An 18,847-nucleotide genomic window follows, 5' to 3' on the forward strand; every position below is an offset into this window, starting at 1 on the left:
TTTTCCTGAAAGAGAATAGGAAAACCCCGAATAGGGTCCACTTTTTTTAAAGTGTCCACTATTCGGGGTGCAGTTCAAGGGAGGATTGCATACCTTTTTTTTCGGTTTCATTTTTTGGCTGGAACAAACTGACGGCAATGATTACGAGAGCCAGCATCAGACCAAGAATCAGCAGGAAGTTTCCGTTAGGCATGTATTGGATGGCGAGTCCGCCGAAAAATGGGCCGGAAATACTTCCGATACTGAAAACAACGCCAAAAATGATGTTGCCCGCCGGCAAAAGCTGTGCAGGCAAAAGGTCTGTCATATAGCTCATGCCGAGTGAGAAGGTCGAACCGACAAACATACCAGCGATGAAGATGGCGGCAAAAAGCCCGACTGCCGATTGTTCAATGTAACCGGCGGCGAGAAAGGTGGCTGAGCCCCCCGTAAGAACTAGCAGGAGGACACGCTTGCGCCCTATTGTATCACTCAAAATACCGAGCGGAATTTGGGAGACAAGACTGCCTATTGCAAAGGCCGGCAAGATCAAAGAAACCTGCTGGACATCTAAATCCATCCTTAGAGCGTAAACAGGGAAATTTCCATTTAATGACGCCTCAAGGAACCCGTAGCCAAATGGCGGCAGGAATGCAACCCATGCATACTTCGCAACTCTTTTAAAGCGGCGGAGCGTGCCAAGAAAGCTTGCGCCCTCCGTATCCTCTTCGGGATGTTCATTCTTAAGGAGGAAGACCGTCAGCCATGCCAGAAGGCTTATGGATGATGCTACCATGAATGGAAGAGAGCGATTGATCTCAAGCAAATTGGCTAAGAGCGGACCTGCTGCAAAGCCAAGGCTGAAGGAAAGCCCGTAGACTGCCAGGTTTCTTCCTCTTCTTTGCATTGGTGTGAATGCTGTTATCCATGTTTGGGTAGTGAAGTGCAAGGTATGGTCGCCGATTCCGATTATCATGCGCAGGATGAACCAAAACCAAAATGAATCCAGGAACGGGAACAAGAGAAAGGCGCACACAACCGTTAAACCGCCAAACATAATAAGTGGTTTATAGCCAAATTTCCGTAATGGGATTTCCATGAACGGGGAAATTAATAATATTCCAAGATATAACCCAGTTGCATTTAGCCCGTTCATGGAAGAACTGACCCCATCTTGCTCGAAAATAATGGAAATGAGCGGAAGCAGCATCCCTTGTGAAAAGCCAGAAACTCCAACAAGGATAATGAGCGACCAAAAACGTATTTTTTCATAGCGTGTATCCATTTAGTTTGCTCCTAATTTCAGTCTGAAATAAATGTTAAGATTCTTTCTCAATTTTAGCAATAGGAACATTGGCAATTATCAAAATTTTTTTCTAAGGAGACTGTCATGGGACATAAAATCTTTCTCATTTTAATCATCATCGGATTGCCGCTGTCAATAGCGGGTTCACTATTAGGTTGGCCAAGCTTGCTCATGTTTGCCATTTACTGTTTGACCATTATCGCACTTGCAAGTTTCATGGGGAGGGCGACTGAGAGTTTGGCCATTATAACTGGACCGCGGATTGGCGGTTTGCTGAATGCGACGTTTGGTAATGCAGTTGAGCTGATCATCTCCATCTTTTCACTGAAAGCAGGGCTCATCGGTATTGTGCTTGCCTCATTAACAGGCAGCGTCATAGGCAATTTGCTTCTTGTGACCGGTGCTTCCTTTTTTGTTGGCGGTTTGAAATATAAAAGGCAGAAATTCAATGTCTTTGATGCTCGCCATAATGCAGGCTTGATGACATTTGGCGTTTTGATCGCATTTATTATTCCAGAGGTGTTTGCCGGAGAGATTGAAGCGGATAAACAAATGGTGCTAAGTGCAGGGATTTCAATTATACTGATTCTTCTCTACATTGCCGCGCTCTTCTTTAAGCTCGTTACGCACCGCGGGGTATATAGCCGGCAAGATGACGGGCAAGCTTTTGGAGAAGAGGAGGAGGTACCAGAATGGGGGAAGTGGCAAGCAATCATTGTTTTGGCGTTATCTACATTTGCGGTCGCTTATGTATCTGAGAATTTGGTCCATACGTTTGAGACCGTCGGAGAGCAGCTCGGTTGGACAGAGCTGTTCATCGGGGTTATTATCGTCGCGATTGTCGGAAATGCCGCTGAGCATGCGTCTGCGATTATCTTTGCGGTTAAAAATAAATTGGATGTATCCGTAGAAATAGCCGTTGGTTCGACGCTTCAGGTCGCAATGTTCGTTGCACCAGTGCTTGTGCTTGTTTCCTTCTTATTTGAAAAGCAAATGCCGCTTGTCTTTACGCTCCCTGAACTAGTGGCGATGGCCTTGTCGGTTCTCTTGATGATCGTCATCACGAATGATGGGGAATCAAATTGGTTTGAAGGGTTGACGCTGCTTGCTGCTTACGTGCTGATGGGGCTAGGATTTTATTTGATATAAAGAACGTAAAAAGGGCTCCGAGGCGCATATATGCGTGTTCAGAGCCCTTTATGTGCTTCATACATTCATAAGAAAAGCCTTTGCTATAAAATGATAATCGTGTATACCGAGTATCTGGCTATAGCTCACCGCCTTTTCAGGGTTAGTGGTCCGCGGCTTTGTTGCAAACTGACGAAATCGATAACTTGCTTTTGCTTCGTGAGGATTGTTTCGATAAGCATTCCTCCCAGTGGTTTTTGCTGGTTAGTGATTTCGCCTCCTTTGCTGTTAGTTAAGACCATTATAGCATGCGCACTTATTATTGTAAATATTCTGAATTTTACAATATCATTACAAATCATTTCATCTTTAAGCTGCGTATATGGAAAAATATTAATCCTGTATAGAACTGTTATTGTTGACAGAAAATAAGGGCACAAATTCTTCTAGGCAGGCTTTGTCAATGAAGCCTTTTGTTGATTATGAAAGGAGTTCCATGCATGAAAAAGAGTGCGTTTATTTTATTGTCCGCATTGATGCTTTTTCTCGTTCCATCGGAAAATTTCGCGGCTCCTCCCGTAAAGCAGCCCGAATCCAAAGATGTTCAGGCAAAATATAAGATCCCAGACTCTGTTTTGTCTATCAATAAAGAGAATACGTATCCGAATGTGAGTCAGGACATTCCAACTTTAGAGCCTAGCGATCTTTCGAAGCAGCTGCTAAATTCCAGTAATGTCAAAATTGAAAACCCTGAACTGATCCATATGCTGAATGAAACGAATATTGGAACAAACCCTGTCGCTTTTTGGTATAGAGCAACGGTTTATCTAGGGAAATGGGCGCTTAATTATGAATCCATGGAGACATCGCCAAACTGGGAATACCAGAAAATCAATACGAATTTCTATGATAATCGGGGGGGCAATGGGAATTTTCAAATTCACTATGTTCAAGAAACGCAGAAGGTGGTTAAAGGCGGCTTGACTGCGAAGATTCCATCTAGCGGAGATGTGCAAAAGATGATGCTCATGAGCGCTTCAGCCAATTCCAAGCTGCCGCTTGCATTTGAAACGGTAGTGGGAGCAGGTACGAAGAAGGATCGCGTATATAATATCCCGCCCAAACGACTTGGCTATTTATACACCTATGCGCCTGCCATTAACGAGAAGGGGAAGGTGACATATGGAGAGGTCTATCTCGTCTTAAAGGGGAGCAAGCGTGAAATCATCGTGAAGAATGTGACCTCACAAGGGATCGGTGCCTGGATTCCGATTCAGGATCATGCTTCATTTGAATTCAATGCCGCTGTTCGTCCGAGCTGAAAGTGTGGGCTTCAACCATTAACAGATGGTTGAAGCCTGTTTTTCTGTTGCAGTTGGGAGCATTATCGTTTAGGATAGGATTTATTGAAAGGAGTCGGATTACGCGTGACAACACCGATTTATAATAAAGAAGACCAAGTAAGATACTTGAGAGACCGCCTTGAATTATTTATTGAGGTACTGAACCAAATGGAACCGGAGACAACAGATGTGGAAGATATTGATCGCTTGATTGAAATGGTCGACTCCATTGAGGAGAAATTCCAAAGCTTTAAGAATCGTCCGGATGCAGAGCCTGAAGCCTAAGTGCTTTAGGCTTTTTTTATAGTATAAATCCTGTCCTTAAGCGAAAAATAAACCGACTAAATTTTTGCGAATAGGAGGGACATAGGTGAAAAAGTCGATCATCACTTGTTTTGCGTTCTTGATGACATTTGGGTTATGCCTTGGCACGGTGCATGCCGTCTCAAATGTTCGGTATGATTGGGGCTTTAACAAAAGCAAGAATGAAGAGCCGGCGGATGCTGGTCCTAAGTACAATGCTATTGTTGAGAAGTATGGGGCCATTTATAAAGCTGATACGTCTAAGAAGGATATTTATCTCACCTTTGATAACGGCTATGAGAATGGGTATACGGAAAAAGTCTTGGACACACTTAAGGAACACAAGGTTCCCGCTGCTTTCTTTGTGACGGGACATTACTTAAAAACTGCAGAACCGCTCGTGAAGCGGATGGTAAAAGAGGGACATATTATTGGGAACCATTCCTGGAATCATCCTGACTTTACCCAAGTATCGGATGAGAAGTTAAAGGAAGAACTTGATACGGTCAAATTAAAGACGGCAGAGCTGACCGGCCAAAAAGAAATGAAGTACATGCGCCCGCCACGCGGAATCTTCAGTGAAAGAACACTTCAATTGAGTAATGACCTAGGGTATAAACATATCCTTTGGTCTGTTGCATTCCTTGATTGGGACGTAAACCGCCAAAAAGGATGGAAATATTCTTATGATAATATTATGGCGCAGGTGCATCCGGGAGCAATCATTTTGCTGCATTCCGTATCGAAGGATAATGCAGAGGCGCTTGGGAAGGCAATCACTGACTTGAAGAAGCGGGGCTATACATTTAAGAGTCTTGATGAGCTGCCAATCAGCGGTCAGAAGAAAAAGGAACCGTCTGACTTAAAAAGTTAGTTAGCTGCCAATATAGTTATACCAGCAAAAATACAGGTAACTCCTTTATAAGGGTTTACCTGTATTTTTTACATTATCGATGCAGAAAAAGGTATTTTAAAATATAATTTTAAGTAGAAAAGGTTAATGAATAATCAATCTAATTGATGAACTAGCGGGAATTTTTAGGGATGGATTATTCATAAATAAGAAGGATAGGAGAATCAAACAGATGAAACCAATCAAAACAGCTATCATTGGATTTGGGCTATCGGGTTCCAAGTTCCATGCACCGTTTATCCAAGACATGGAGGAGTTTGAATTATCCGCTATCGTCGTGCGCGAGCCTGAGAAAATTCGCTCTCAGGCAGGAGATGTTCCGGTTTTCGATTCGCTTGAGAAGGCGCTTGGGGAATTGCCTGAAATTGAATTGGTCATCATCTCCACGCCGACACCAACTCACTATGCTCTGGCAAAAGCAGCGATTATGGCCGGTAAACATTTAATCGTGGAGAAACCATTCGTTGTGACGGTTGAGGAAGGTGAAGAATTAATCGCACTTGCAAAAGAGCATAATACTGTCTTGAGCGTTTACCAAAATCGTCGCTGGGATGGTGATTATTTGACCGTTAAGAGTCTGATTGACTCAGGAAAACTAGGCACTGTACATACGATTGAAATGAACTGGGACCGCTACCCTAAAGAGGTTCGCGACCGCTGGAAGGAAGCGGATATCGCTGGGGGCGGAGTATTCTATGACCTTGCTCCGCATATGCTTGACCAAGCCTTATGTCTTTGGGGAGAACCATATGCGATCTACGGAAATATGCAAAAACAGCGCGAAGGAGCAAAGGCAACCGACTATTTTCATGTCGTCCTTGAATATGAAAAAGGAAGCATACTTATTCGCGGCGGGACTTTAGTTTCTGCTCAAACACCGCGCTTCTCCATCCATGCTTCCGAAGGGTCCTATATCATTTGCGGGCATGACCCGCAAGAGGCACAGCTGCAAGCGGGCATCATGCCGAATGATGAGGAATACGGAAAACGGGATGAAAACCGTGTAAGTATATTTGTGAAGCCAGATGGAACAAGGGAGGAAATCGAGGTTGCAAAAGGCAATTATGCTGACTACTTTAGGCAAGTAGCGGCTGCCATCCGTGATGGAGGTACCGTTCCTGTGACTGGCGAAGAAGGTTTGGCTGTTATTCGTCTCATTGAAGCAGGCATTGAGAGTGCGAATGAGAAGAAGATAGTGATTAATAGAGTATAAGAAAATTAGGCTGCAGATGTGATTCTGCAGCTTTTAGCTTTTTTAGAGGAATGCTCTATTACGGGGGAGGTACAGCTGAAATGTTCAAATTGTCAGCATGAAAATGATAAACCGATAAAGGGGCCAGAATGAAGAGTATTTACTGACAAATAATGAATAGAGTGCTGTCTTTTGTTTGCTGTGCTAGTGCAGATTGATTGAATTAGGCTATAATAAAAAGATACATCTAATAGTGAATGGAGGAGAAAAATGGACATGCTTGGAGAAGCTAGTTCTCTGTTAAAGAAGCATTTTGGCTATGAACAATTCCGGGACGGTCAAAGGAAGATCATTGAACAGGTCTTGAATGGAACCGATACGCTTGGCATCATGCCGACAGGCGGCGGGAAATCGATATGCTATCAAATACCGGCCTTGCTCATTCCGGGTGTTACCCTCGTCATCTCTCCCTTAATCTCTCTTATGAAGGACCAGGTCGATGCACTCGACCAGGTTGGCATCCCCGCCACATTTATCAATAGTTCCCTAAGCTCACAGGAAGTGAATGACCGGCTGTCGGATGTTCAATATGGTGCCTATAAGCTCCTTTATCTTGCACCGGAGCGGCTTGAGAGCCATGCGTTCATGGAAGAAATTCGCCGATTGCCGGTTGACCTGATTGCGGTTGATGAAGCGCACTGTATTTCACAATGGGGCCATGACTTCCGCCCAAGCTATTTGCGTATTCAATCGCTCGCGGGCCAGCTGGATTCAAGTCCAGTCGTACTGGCGCTGACAGCGACAGCCACGCCGCGTGTACAGGAGGATATCCGGAGGGCGCTCGACATAGCTGAAGAGAATACCGTTCTTACCGGATTTGAACGCAGCAACTTAAGCTTCCAGGTCATCAAGGGGCAGAATAAGCAGAAGTTCATTGATGCGTACGTGAAGAAGAATCAATCGGTCTCGGGCATTATTTATTGCGCGACTCGTAAGACAGTCGACCATCTGTATGAGCGGCTCCGTCAAAAAGGAATAGCCGCAGGCCGTTATCATGCTGGGCTGTCGGCAGAAGAAAGGGAGCTTGAGCAGGACCGTTTCTTGCGTGATGAAATAACGGTCATGATTGCAACAAATGCCTTTGGCATGGGAATCGATAAATCTGATGTCCGCTATGTGATTCATGCTCAAATGCCGAAGAATATGGAGGGCTATTATCAGGAGGCTGGCCGTGCCGGCCGTGATGGGCTCCCAAGTGATTGCCTTCTCTTGCATTCAGAGCAGGATGTGCAGGTGCAAAGGTTCTTGATTGATCAGTCCCAAGGAGATGAGGGACATAAAGAAGCTGAGCTGAAAAAGCTGTACCAAATGCGTGACTATTGCCATACGCAGGGCTGTCTCCAGGCTTTTATTCTTCATTATTTTGGTGAGGGAGAGGCGGATGACTGCGGCAGATGCTCCAATTGCCTTGATGAGCGGAGTTCAGTAGATGTGACGAAGGAAGCGCAGATGGTACTCTCTTGCATCATTCGGATGGGAGAGCGCTTCGGCAAGATGATGGTAGCGCAGGTGTTGACCGGTTCTGCGAATAAGAAGGTGCTTGAGCAGAACTTCGACCGGCTTCCAACCTATGGGCTCCTGAAACAGCAGTCAGCGAAGGATGTAGGAGACTTGATTGACTTCCTTACATCAGAGCAATATATCGGCATCACAGGCGGGCAGTTCCCTCTACTTTATGTAACTCAGTCGGGGAAGGAGGTCCTCCTCGGCAAGAAGAGCGTCATGAGGAAGGAGGCGGTTCGCATCTCGAGCGTTGCGCTTGATGACCCGCTATTCGAGGAGCTGCGTTCTCTCAGGAAAGAAATTGCTGGGGAAGAGAAGGTACCGCCATACTTGATATTCTCAGACCAAGCATTGCGTGATATGTGTGCCAAGCAGCCGGCAACGAGTGACGAATTCCTCGATGTGAAGGGTGTCGGCAGGCAGAAGGCAGAGAAATATGGGAATCGCTTTATCCAGGCGATTGGCGTTTTTCTTGCTGAGAATGAATATGAGGCAAAGACGATTACTGAGGCAGAAAAGCCAGCGAAGAAGGCGAAGGCAGCTGTGAAGAACTCCCATTTGGATACGTATGAATTGTATAAAATCGGATTGAGCCTCAAGGAAATGGCCGAAAAGCGAGACCTTTCCATACAGACGATTGAGTCCCATTTATTCCGATGTCTCGATGAAGGGATGGAGCTGGACTGGTCTTACTTTTTCACGGCAGATGAAGAGGAACAAATACTCGCGGTCCTCAATGAGACAGGCAGTGAATTGTTGAAGCCAATCAAGGAGGCTCTTCCCGATAAAATAAGCTACACAGCCATTAAGGCGGTCCTGAAAAAGCGACAAATCGAAACGCGCGAAGGCATAAGCTGAACATGTACGCATTGGGCAGGAAAACCTGTTATAATAACGGGACTATTCATGTATAAGGGGGAGATGGATATGTGGAAGGAAAGCATTCAGATTGAAGGACCGTATAATTTTGATCTAGTCTTAGAGCGGATTAGCCTCGACCCGCTGCATGAAATTGATCCAATCAATCGATTGATTAAGGTCCCCTTGCTAATAGACGGGAAGCCATACGTGTACAGGGTACAGGGGGTTGGCACCGTTGATGCACCGACATTCGTTATCAGCGGGGAAGCGGAGCAGGAGCGAGCAATGAATAGGCTTGCGGACATCTTCCAGTGGAATCTTCCTTTGTCACATATCCATGCCCACTTTGGCGAAAGCGAGCTGAAGGATATATTCGAAGTGCATCGCGGGACACCGTTGATCCTGGAGTTTGACTTATATGGCTGCCTTGTGAAAAACATTATCCATCAGCAATTGAACATGGCTTTTGCCCAAAAGCTGACGATGGATTTCGTGCATACGTACGGATTTGAAAAGGAGGGTGTCTGGTTTTATCCGGCACCTGAGCGAGCGGCCGGATTGACAGTCGAGGAACTGCGCACTCTTAAATTCAGCTCCCGCAAGGCAGAATATGTGATTGGCTTATCCGAGAAGGTGGCAAGTGGTGAACTGGACCTTGAAGGGATGCGTGAGTGGAGCGATGAAGCCATTATAGATGAGCTTATTAAGATTCGCGGGATCGGGCGCTGGACAGCAGAGAACTTCCTGCTCTTTGGTCTCGGCCGTCCTAACCTATTCCCAAAAGCCGATATCGGCATCCAAAATGCTATAAAGCTGCTATACAATCTCGAGAAAAAGCCGACAATGGATGAAATGAATCAATTCAGCGAAACGTGGCATCCCTATTTGAGCTACGCCTCGCTTTACTTATGGAGAAGCATCGAAAAACGGAGGAATTAAGATGAAGCAACAAGCAGCAAACATCCGTGAAGGACAAGAAATATTGCTGACAATAAAACGCCTCGGCATTAATGGGGAGGGAGTAGGCTACTATAAACGACAGGTCGTTTTCGTGCCCGGCGCACTGCCCGAGGAAGTCGTAGAAGTCAAGATTACGAACACCCATCCGAAGTATTCGGAAGGGCTCGTAAAGAAAATCAAAAAAGCGTCCCCGCACCGCGTCAAGCCGCCCTGCCCTGTTTATGATGTATGCGGAGGGTGTCAGCTGCAGCACCTCGAATATGGCCAGCAGCTGCGTGAAAAGCGTGATATTGTCATTCAATCGTTAGAGCGCCACAGCCGCTTCAATGCGAGCAATGTGGACATCCGCCCGACGATTGGTATGGAAAACCCATGGAATTATCGCAACAAAAACCAATTCCAGGTCGGAACGAACGACAAACAAGAGCTGATTGCCGGTCTCTATGCAGCAAACAGCCATAACTTGATTGATATTGAAAACTGTATGGTTCAGCATGAGGCGACGAACAAGGTTACTCGGACCGTGCTTGGCATTCTGAAGGAGCTCGGAATCCCTGCTTATGATACGAAGAAAAAAAGCGGCATTGTCAAAACCGTCGTAACCCGCGTCGGCTTTGCTTCCGACCAGGTTCAAGTCGTCATCATCACGATCTCCGAAAAGCTTCCGAAGAAACGCGAAATCATCGAACAGATTAACAAGCACCTTCCGGAAGTCGTTTCCATCGTTCAGAACGTCAATAAGGAAAATACCCCGCTAGTCTTCGGAGAGAAAACGATTCATCTCTGGGGAGAAGAAGCGATTGAGGAGAAGCTTGGAGATTTAAGCTATGAGCTCTCAGCACGCACCTTCTTCCAGCTGAATCCAGTCCAAACAGTCAAGCTCTATGATGAAGTGAAAAAGGCGGCCAAGCTGAAAGGCTATGAAAAAGTCGTGGATGCCTACTGTGGTGTTGGAACAATCGGACTTTGGCTTGCTGATAGCTGCAAGGAAGTCCGCGGCATGGATGTCATCCCTGAATCGATTGAGGATGCCATCCAAAATGCAAAGCGCCATAGCATGGACAATGTCCGCTATGAGGTCGGCAAGGCAGAAGACATCATGCCAAAATGGACAAAGGAAGGCTTCCGTCCTGATATTGTTGTCGTCGACCCGCCAAGAAGCGGACTCGATAAGAAATTGATGGATACAATCCTAAAGACAGCTCCAAAACGAATTGTTTATGTAAGCTGCAACCCTTCTACACTGGCGAAAGATCTTGAGTATATGGGCAAAGCATACCGCCCGAAATATATTCAGCCTGTGGACATGTTCCCACAGACATCGCATGTTGAATGTGTCGTGGAAATTGTGAAGCGGGTATAACGCTTGAAAATAAGTCACTCGATTCAACTCCAAGAAAAAACTGTCGCTGTCCAATAGAAACCCGGGCCTTTTTTTTCAATTTTACTCTCATCTAACATACGATAGAAGGATAGAATACGAGCTGTTTTTTAGCAGGCTTATATCTATAGTCAGAATGATTATCGCTTAATCCACTATTTTCTTATTTGAAAAAAAGATTTTGGCTTATAGCCAAAGTATGCGTATAATGATGGGTATAAAAGAGAGAAATGGAGTATGTAAAATGGTTCAATCACTCAATACAAAAGTTGACTTAGTTATTGGTGCAACCTCACACGCGGGTCTTCCTGAATACGGTAAAATTATGATAGGAGACAAAGGGTTTGAATTTTACAATGAACGTGATGCTCGGAAATTTATTCAAATTCCGTGGGAAGAAGTTGATTATGTGATTGCTTCTATTATGTTCAAAGGAAAATGGATTCCTCGATATGCTATCAAAACGAAGCGCAATGGAACCTATACGTTTTCTTCTAAAGATGCCAAAAGAGTTTTGCGGGCTATTCGTGAATATGTTGATGAGAACCATATGGTTCAATCGTTAAGCTTCTTTGATGTGGTTAAACGCAGTATGAGAAGTATGTTAAAAAGGTCATGATATCTCATTCAAAAGACAAGTTAACCGCTTGTCTTTTTGTTTATGAATAAAATGATGATTATAGAATAAATTATATGATGATAGCGTTTTCCTAAAATTTCATATACGGTGTTTATGCAGTTTCATTTATACATTCATGCTGCATTAAGTGTCGACAAAACCTTTAAAATATTGAGAAAATTTGATCTGATTGAGGCATTGGCATTCAGAAAAATTATGCTTGATACTCAATTATTCAGAATGATATAATCACTATGAAGTTTTTGAAAGATAATTCTAAACAATCGACATTATTTTTTACATGTTATTAGCAACCAGACATGAGTAAAAAATATAGCTGGATGATAAGGAAGGGATTATTGATCTGCAACTTCATTTTATCGGCTTATGATGAATGTTTTCTGGTCGATAATGTAAACGCTTTTGGTAGTCGTAAAACATCTCCTGTAAAACATGGGGCGTGTTTTACTGTGTTTGATTGAAATAATAATAATAGGAGGTAAAAAGATGGTAGGGATTATCATTGCTAGTCATGGTGAATTTGCTAGTGGTATCTTGCAATCTGGAGAGATGATCTTTGGAGCACAAGAAAATGTAAAAGCTGTTACATTGATGCCTAGTGAAGGACCGGATGATGTAAAAGCCAAAATGAAAGAAGCAATCGCATCTTTCGATAACCAAGATGAAGTATTATTCTTAGTCGATCTTTGGGGTGGTACACCGTTTAATCAAGCCAACAGCTTGTTTGAAGATCACAAGGATAAATGGGCAATCGTTGCTGGCATGAACTTGCCAATGCTGATTGAAGCTTTTGCTTCACGTTTTTCAATGAACTCAGCACAAGAGATTGCTGCTCATATTCTTGGAACTGCTAAAGAAGGAGTTAAGGTAAGACCTGAAGAGTTAGAACCTAAAGAAACGGCTGCACCGGCTAATCAGCAGGTAAATGCAGCGGGCGCTCCTGGTAAATTTGAATATGTGCTGGCACGTATTGATTCTCGTTTGCTTCATGGACAAGTGGCGACAGCTTGGACCAAAACGACACAGCCTACACGTATCATCGTTGTATCTGATGTAGTATCCAAGGATGATCTTCGTAAGAAATTAATCCAACAAGCTGCACCACCGGGTGTAAAAGCACATGTTGTACCTGTACATAAAATGATTGAACTTGCTAAAGATGACCAACACTTCGGCGGTCAACGCGCATTGCTTCTTTTTGAAAACCCTCAAGATGCACTTAGAGCGGTTCAAGGAGGCGTCCCATTGGAGACAATCAATGTTGGTTCTATGGCACACTCACCTGGTAAGGTTCAACCTAACAAGGTGCTGGCATTCAACCAAGATGATATTGATGCTTTTGCAAAACTAAAAGAACTTGGTTTGAAATTCGATGTACGCAAAGTTCCGAATGATTCAAAAGGCAATATGGATGAAATTATCAAGAAGGCTCAGGAAGAGCTAAATAAACAAAAATAATCATGAGGATCAGAAAAAGGGAGGATGAATCATCATGGAATTGACTATTATTCAAATAATATTAGTCCTTTTCGTAGCATTTTTAGCTGGTGTTGAAGGAATCTTAGATGAATTCCACTTCCATCAGCCAATCATTGCTTGTACGCTAATCGGCTTAGTTACAGGAGAACTCGTACCTTGTCTTATCTTAGGCGGTACGCTTCAAATGATCGCTTTAGGTTGGGCTAACATTGGAGCTGCTGTAGCACCGGATGCTGCGCTGGCATCAGTTGCATCTGCTATCATCTTAGTTTTAAGCGGACAAGGACAAGCAGGAATTTCTTCTGCAATTGCGATTGCTGTACCTCTTGCAGTTGCAGGTCTATTATTGACAATCATTTGCCGTACAATTGCGACAGCGTTTGTTCACTTTATGGATGCTGCAGCTAAAGAAGGAAATATCCGAGTAGTTGAATTTTGGCACATTGCCGCAATCTGCATGCAAGGTTTGCGTATTGCAATCCCAGCTGGATTGATTGTTGCCATTGGTGCAGGACCGGTTCGCGGATTGCTTGAATCTATGCCAATGTGGTTAACAGACGGTTTGGCAATCGGTGGCGGCATGGTTGTAGCCGTAGGTTATGCGATGGTTATTAACATGATGGCGACAAAAGAAGTATGGCCATTCTTTGCAATTGGTTTCGTATTAGCGACTATTTCAGAAATCACACTTATTGGATTGGGTGCTATCGGTGTAGCTCTTGCACTCATCTATTTAGCTCTTTCTAAACAAGGCGGTTCAGGTAATGGCGGAAACGGCAATATGGGAGATCCATTAGGCGCCATTATTGATGATTATTGATAAGGAGGAGGACAGGAAAATGGAAAAATTGACTTTATCAAGAAGAGATCGTATTTCTATTTGGTGGCGTTCAACGTTCATCCAAGGCTCTTGGAACTATGAGCGTATGCAAAACGGTGGTTGGGCATATGCAATGATTCCTGCCATCAAAAAGTTATATAAAACAAAAGAAGAACGTTCTGCTGCCCTGCAACGTCACTTGGAGTTCTTTAATACTCATCCATATGTAGCTTCACCTATCCTCGGTGTAACATTGGCTCTAGAAGAAGAGCGCGCAAATGGAGCACCGGTTGACGATGCGGCTATTCAAGGGGTTAAAGTCGGTATGATGGGACCTCTAGCTGGTATCGGTGACCCAGTTTTCTGGTTTACGGTTAAACCTATCCTTGGTGCGCTAGCGGCTTCTCTTGCTATGACTGGTAATATCCTTGGGCCAATCCTTTATTTCGTTTTATGGAACCTTATCCGTATGGGATTCACTTACTATACACAGGAATTTGGTTACAAAGCCGGATCCAAAATCACAGAGGATTTATCTGGCGGATTGCTTCAAGATATCACCAAAGGCGCCTCGATACTTGGTATGTTCATCCTTGGTGCATTAGTTAACCGCTGGGTATCCATCACATTTACGCCAATCGTATCTTCCGTTCAGCTTGACGAAGGTGCCTACATTGATTGGGAAAACCTCCCTGCTGGGTCAGAAGGGATCAAAACTGCGCTTGAACAACAAGCGGGCGGTCTTTCCTTAACTGATGTGAAAGTAACGACTTTACAAGATAACTTAGATAGCTTGATTCCTGGCTTATCTGCCTTATTGCTAACACTTCTTTCTATGTGGCTTCTTAAGAAGAAAGTATCACCAATTGTGATGATTCTCGGATTATTCGTAGTTGGTGTTGTATTCCACGTATTAGGTATCATGTAATATCGGCAAGTCTTGAGTCTGTAAGCACCCCCTAAATTATAGGGGGTGCTTTTCTTATGTCGCTATAAAATGGACAGCAAAAGCTATTGTTGTTATATGGAGGATATTACCTGGAGATCAATAAATAATAAAGGGTTGCTTACGCTTAAAAAGGTATGCTAGTATACTAATGTAAATGTTAATGGACTTGACGAACTAGATATTGTGAATTGTTGAGCAAAAAGAGATGATGACCATTTCGTTATGAATAGGCTGCAAACAATGAGCAATATTAATTTTTAATACAATATGTGAAATTATGAGCATATTTTTTTGCTATAGATTGTGAAATATTTAACAAAGTGTTTGAGCGGTTAATCCATTACATTTAATGATATTTAAGCGATGGAGGAGAAATAAAATGGGTGAGCCATTAAAACAAGAAGCAGTTATTGATGTTCAACAGAAAATGCCAAAACATCGGCCATTTGGGTTGAGAGATAAAATCGGATACTTGATGGGTGACTTTGGAAACGACTTCTTCTTTCTTTTAGTAAGTTCTTATCTAATGGTATTTTACACAGACGTTTTTCATATTAGTGCAGCCACTGTAGGGGCACTATTCATGTTCGCTCGTATTTGGGATGCTTTTGCCGATATCACTTGGGGCCGTTTCATCGATACTAGACCAGCTAGCAAACACGGTAAATTTAAACCTTGGATTTTAAGAATGTCATTCCCGCTAGTTATTTCAGGTGTATTAATGTTCGTAACGATTCCAGGAATGAGCGATGGTTTCTATCTAGCTTGGGCTTTTGTCACGTATATTGTATGGGGTACATTATACAGTACAGTAAATATTCCTTACGGATCTATGGCTTCAGTTATTACAGACAAGCCGGATGAACGTACTACATTATCTACTTGGAGAACAGCAGGCGCAATGTTAGCTGGTCTAATCATTAACGCAGGTGCTCCGCTAATTGTAATGGTGGATAACCAACTAGATGCAAATCGAATGTTCATGGCTGCTTGTGTCTTCGGTGTTCTTTCTATTTGCTGCTATATTGCATGCTACAAAATGTCAACAGAACGTCTTGCAGCTCCAGTACAGGCACAAGAAAAAGGTAATTTGAAAGCAACATTAAAAGGTTTAATGAAAAACAAACCATTACTTTGGATTTTAGTTGCGTCCCTATTATTCATGATGAACACAATGCTAATGGGTGCGGTTAATGTATACTTGTTCAAGGATTATTTCCAGAGCGCAGCTGCATTGAGTATTTTTGCAGTCGTACAAACAGGCGCAGCATTCGTGGCAATGCCGTTAATTAAGCCGCTTGTAAGAAAGTTCGGTAAAAAGGAATTGGCATCTGCTGGGTTAGTCCTATCTGCGATTACGTACTTTGCCCTATTCTTCATGAAAGATTTAACAGGCATGCAGTTCGTAGCAGTTGCATCTATTGGTATGTTCGGTGTCGCTTTCTTCAACACAGTTGTATGGGCATTCGTAACGGATGTTATCGACTATCACGAATTATTGACAGGTTTACGTGAAGATGGAACTGTATACTCTATTTATTCATTTGCCCGTAAAATTGGCCAAGCAATTGCAGGCGGTATCGGCGGTTTTGCCATCGCAGCAGTTGGCTACAACGCAGCAAGCACGGTACAAACACAAGGTACTCTTGATGGTATCCATATGCTAGGGACATTAGTACCGGCGATTGTATATATGATTGTTCTAGCGATTTTAGTATTCTTGTATCCATTGAACAAAAAACGTACAGATGAGATGGTCGCAGAATTAACTGCTAGAAGGAAGAAATAAATATTGTGGTCAAAGAAGATAACTAGATCTATAGTTATCTTCTTTATTTATACATAGAAGTTTTAAAGAGAACTGTTTTTATTGTTTATATTTTAGATGGTGTACAGAAGTGGTAATTATTTACATTATGTTGGGTTTAGGAAGAGAAGAAGGAGATGTTTTTGTTAAAAAACGATATATTTTAAGCTTATTAAACAGTTAATGAATCAAAGAATAAAGATATGTAATAATCAATGAATTAGAAAACGTAGCACTGGTATTATTCACCTGTTGCTATCTTATTGCTCAGTGAATAATATAAGGAAGCAAAGGAAATATCCTTTAATCTCTTTGCTATAGTGATCATGACTTAGTTGGTAGATTTTTTGGATGTATTTTATTAGTGGAGAAAATGATTAACATTAATATGTGATTTAATTCACAAAAAGGTTGCGCGCTGTAGGTTGATATGCTAGTATACTAGTATGTTAAATGAAACCGTAACGTTTTTTGTGAAAAACTGAACAAAAGTATTCATTGACTTTATTTTGTAAGATGCTAATGATTATTATTTTTTAAAGTCTAATGTGAAGTATTGAACAATAAGAGAGTCACTGATTTTTGTTAATCATTTTATAGAAGAACAAAATCGAATGTATTTGTTTTTGTTGATTCACATAAAAATGCTTACATTAAATTTTTATAGGTCAATAAAGTCATATCACAAAAAATATTTTAGGAGGCAATAAAAATGGGTGAACCATTAAAAAAGGAAGCAGTTGTAGACGTGAAAAGTACGACTACACAACCTTTTGGATTGAAAGATAAAATCGGTTACCTGATGGGTGACTTTGGTAACGATTTCTTCTTCTTTCTAGTAAGTTCTTACCTAATGGTATTCTACACTGATATTTTCGGTATCAGTGCAGCTACAGTAGGGGCATTATTCATGTTCGCGCGTCTTTGGGATGCATTTGCTGACGTAACATGGGGACGTTTTATCGATACTAGACCAGCAAGCAAACATGGTAAATTTAAACCTTGGATTTTCAGAATGTCATTCCCGCTTGTTATTACAGGTGTGTTAATGTTCGTGACGATTCCAGGAATGGGTGATGGTTTCTACCTTGCATGGGCATTCGTTACGTATATTGTTTGGGGAACTTTATATAGTACAGTAAATATTCCTTATGGATCAATGGCTTCTGTTATTACAGACAAACCAGAAGAACGTACTTCATTATCTACATGGAGAACAGCTGGTTCTATGTTAGCAAGCTTGATTATTAATGCTGGTGCTCCTCTAATTGTAATGGTAGACAACAAATTAGATGCAAACCGTATGTTTATGGCTGCATGTATCTTTGGTGTTCTTTCTATTTGCTGCTACATGGCATGCTACAAAATGTCAACTGAACGTATTGCAGCTCCTGCTCAAGCGAAAGATAATTCAAACTTTAAGGCAACAGTAAAAGGTTTAATGAAAAATAAACCATTACTTTGGCTTTTAGTGTCCGCTTTATTATTAATGACAAATGTAATGTTTATCGGTGCAGTTAACATCTATCTATTCAAAGATTACTTTGAAAGTACAGCTGCATTAAGTGTGTATGGTGTTGTATCATCTGTTGCAGCATTTGTGGTAATGCCACTAATTGCACCACTTGTTAAGAAGTTTGGTAAGAAAGAAATCTCTTCTTTTGGATTAGCTTTAGCAGCAATTGCCTATTTTGCATTGTTCTTTATGAAAGATTTATCAGGTATGGGCTTCGTAGCTGTTGCTGCAGTTGGTTTGTTTGGTACGGCTTTCTTCAACACGGTTGTATGGGCATTCGTAACAGATGTTATCGACTATCATGAGCTATTAACTGGTTTACGTGAAGATGGAACAGTGTACTCTATCTACTCTTTCTCTCGTAAAGTAGGTCAAGCGGTTGCTGGTGGTATCGGTGGTGCTGCTATCGCTGCTGTAGGATACCAAGCTGGAGCTGCTCAACAAGCAGAAAGCACTTTGAATGGTATTCATACATTAGGTACTTTAGTACCAGCTATTGTTTATACGTTAATTCTTCTTGTGTTAGTATTCTTATATCCATTAAATAAGAAACGCACACAAGAAATGAATGCTGAATTAGCTGCTAGAAGAAATAAATAATATTTCCTTATAGATGAACTAGTTAAGAAGTGGATAGGCTACACTAAGTTGGACAGATAAAATAAGGGACTGTAAACTTAGACTAATACCTTAAGGAGCGTGCTATG

14 protein-coding genes and 1 pseudogene are annotated in these 18,847 nt (G+C 42.4%); 14 read left to right on the plus strand and 1 reads right to left on the minus strand.

Annotated elements, in window-relative coordinates; all coding sequences use genetic code 11:
• Positions 1 to 58 precede the first annotated feature (58 nt).
• Complete coding sequence (locus CYL18_RS18195; RefSeq protein WP_104850899.1) at positions 59 to 1,264, minus strand: MFS transporter; 1,206 nt, start codon at positions 1,262 to 1,264, stop codon at positions 59 to 61.
• Positions 1,265 to 1,366: 102 nt separating this feature from the next.
• Between CYL18_RS18195 and cax the strand changes: the two are divergent.
• The 14 genes and pseudogenes from cax to CYL18_RS18270 form a co-directional block, all read left to right on the plus strand.
• A pseudogene (gene cax, locus CYL18_RS18200) lies at positions 1,367 to 2,434 on the plus strand (calcium/proton exchanger); the annotation flags it as partial.
• A 479-nt stretch (positions 2,435 to 2,913) separates the two neighbouring features.
• Positions 2,914 to 3,735 carry a YfkD famly protein gene (locus CYL18_RS18210; protein WP_104850902.1) on the plus strand — a complete coding sequence of 274 codons (822 nt, stop codon included), beginning with the start codon at positions 2,914 to 2,916 and terminating at the stop codon, positions 3,733 to 3,735.
• A gap of 105 nt (positions 3,736 to 3,840) precedes the next feature.
• On the plus strand, positions 3,841 to 4,041 hold the full coding sequence (locus tag CYL18_RS18215; protein WP_104850912.1) for an SE1561 family protein: 201 nt from the start codon (positions 3,841 to 3,843) through the stop codon (positions 4,039 to 4,041).
• An 85-nt stretch (positions 4,042 to 4,126) separates the two neighbouring features.
• Positions 4,127 to 4,933: a delta-lactam-biosynthetic de-N-acetylase gene (gene pdaA, locus CYL18_RS18220; RefSeq protein WP_407984654.1), complete on the plus strand. Its 807-nt coding sequence runs from the start codon at positions 4,127 to 4,129 to the stop codon at positions 4,931 to 4,933.
• A 211-nt stretch (positions 4,934 to 5,144) separates the two neighbouring features.
• Positions 5,145 to 6,185, plus strand: coding sequence for an oxidoreductase (locus CYL18_RS18225; RefSeq protein WP_104850903.1), 1,041 nt, complete (start codon positions 5,145 to 5,147; stop codon positions 6,183 to 6,185).
• 255 nt (positions 6,186 to 6,440) lie between these two features.
• Complete coding sequence (recQ, locus tag CYL18_RS18230; RefSeq protein ID WP_104850914.1) at positions 6,441 to 8,585, plus strand: DNA helicase RecQ; 2,145 nt, start codon at positions 6,441 to 6,443, stop codon at positions 8,583 to 8,585.
• Positions 8,586 to 8,654: 69 nt separating this feature from the next.
• The gene (locus CYL18_RS18235) at positions 8,655 to 9,527 is read left to right on the plus strand and encodes a DNA-3-methyladenine glycosylase family protein (RefSeq protein ID WP_104850904.1); all 873 of its coding nucleotides are present in this window, start codon (positions 8,655 to 8,657) and stop codon (positions 9,525 to 9,527) included.
• Position 9,528: 1 nt separating this feature from the next.
• The gene (gene rlmD / locus CYL18_RS18240) at positions 9,529 to 10,911 is read left to right on the plus strand and encodes a 23S rRNA (uracil(1939)-C(5))-methyltransferase RlmD (RefSeq protein ID WP_104850905.1); all 1,383 of its coding nucleotides are present in this window, start codon (positions 9,529 to 9,531) and stop codon (positions 10,909 to 10,911) included.
• A gap of 262 nt (positions 10,912 to 11,173) precedes the next feature.
• On the plus strand, positions 11,174 to 11,548 hold the full coding sequence (locus CYL18_RS18245; protein ID WP_104850906.1) for a DUF956 family protein: 375 nt from the start codon (positions 11,174 to 11,176) through the stop codon (positions 11,546 to 11,548).
• Positions 11,549 to 12,055: 507 nt separating this feature from the next.
• On the plus strand, positions 12,056 to 13,027 hold the full coding sequence (locus CYL18_RS18250; protein ID WP_104850907.1) for a mannose/fructose/sorbose PTS transporter subunit IIA: 972 nt from the start codon (positions 12,056 to 12,058) through the stop codon (positions 13,025 to 13,027).
• 40 nt (positions 13,028 to 13,067) lie between these two features.
• The gene (locus tag CYL18_RS18255) at positions 13,068 to 13,868 is read left to right on the plus strand and encodes a PTS mannose/fructose/sorbose transporter subunit IIC (protein ID WP_330847612.1); all 801 of its coding nucleotides are present in this window, start codon (positions 13,068 to 13,070) and stop codon (positions 13,866 to 13,868) included.
• A 19-nt stretch (positions 13,869 to 13,887) separates the two neighbouring features.
• On the plus strand, positions 13,888 to 14,796 hold the full coding sequence (locus CYL18_RS18260) for a PTS system mannose/fructose/sorbose family transporter subunit IID (RefSeq protein WP_104850909.1): 909 nt from the start codon (positions 13,888 to 13,890) through the stop codon (positions 14,794 to 14,796).
• A gap of 400 nt (positions 14,797 to 15,196) precedes the next feature.
• Entirely contained in the window at positions 15,197 to 16,606 is a 1,410-nt protein-coding gene (locus tag CYL18_RS18265; RefSeq protein WP_104850910.1) for an MFS transporter, read from the plus strand.
• A 730-nt stretch (positions 16,607 to 17,336) separates the two neighbouring features.
• The gene (locus CYL18_RS18270; protein ID WP_104850911.1) at positions 17,337 to 18,740 is read left to right on the plus strand and encodes an MFS transporter; all 1,404 of its coding nucleotides are present in this window, start codon (positions 17,337 to 17,339) and stop codon (positions 18,738 to 18,740) included.
• Positions 18,741 to 18,847: the final 107 nt, after the last annotated feature.

Origin of the sequence: Pradoshia eiseniae (genome assembly GCF_002946355.1) — a bacterium.
Taxonomy (GTDB): domain Bacteria; phylum Bacillota; class Bacilli; order Bacillales; family Pradoshiaceae; genus Pradoshia; species Pradoshia eiseniae.

Coding starts and splice junctions, on each gene's coding strand:
- CYL18_RS18195 (WP_104850899.1), bottom strand. CDS start 1,264: ATGGATACACGCTATGAAAAAATACGTTTTTGGTCGCTCATTATCCTT.
- CYL18_RS18210 (WP_104850902.1), top strand. CDS start 2,914: ATGAAAAAGAGTGCGTTTATTTTATTGTCCGCATTGATGCTTTTTCTC.
- CYL18_RS18225 (WP_104850903.1), top strand. CDS start 5,145: ATGAAACCAATCAAAACAGCTATCATTGGATTTGGGCTATCGGGTTCC.
- recQ (WP_104850914.1), top strand. CDS start 6,441: ATGCTTGGAGAAGCTAGTTCTCTGTTAAAGAAGCATTTTGGCTATGAA.
- CYL18_RS18235 (WP_104850904.1), top strand. CDS start 8,655: ATGTGGAAGGAAAGCATTCAGATTGAAGGACCGTATAATTTTGATCTA.
- rlmD (WP_104850905.1), top strand. CDS start 9,529: ATGAAGCAACAAGCAGCAAACATCCGTGAAGGACAAGAAATATTGCTG.
- CYL18_RS18245 (WP_104850906.1), top strand. CDS start 11,174: ATGGTTCAATCACTCAATACAAAAGTTGACTTAGTTATTGGTGCAACC.
- CYL18_RS18250 (WP_104850907.1), top strand. CDS start 12,056: ATGGTAGGGATTATCATTGCTAGTCATGGTGAATTTGCTAGTGGTATC.
- CYL18_RS18260 (WP_104850909.1), top strand. CDS start 13,888: ATGGAAAAATTGACTTTATCAAGAAGAGATCGTATTTCTATTTGGTGG.
- CYL18_RS18265 (WP_104850910.1), top strand. CDS start 15,197: ATGGGTGAGCCATTAAAACAAGAAGCAGTTATTGATGTTCAACAGAAA.
- CYL18_RS18270 (WP_104850911.1), top strand. CDS start 17,337: ATGGGTGAACCATTAAAAAAGGAAGCAGTTGTAGACGTGAAAAGTACG.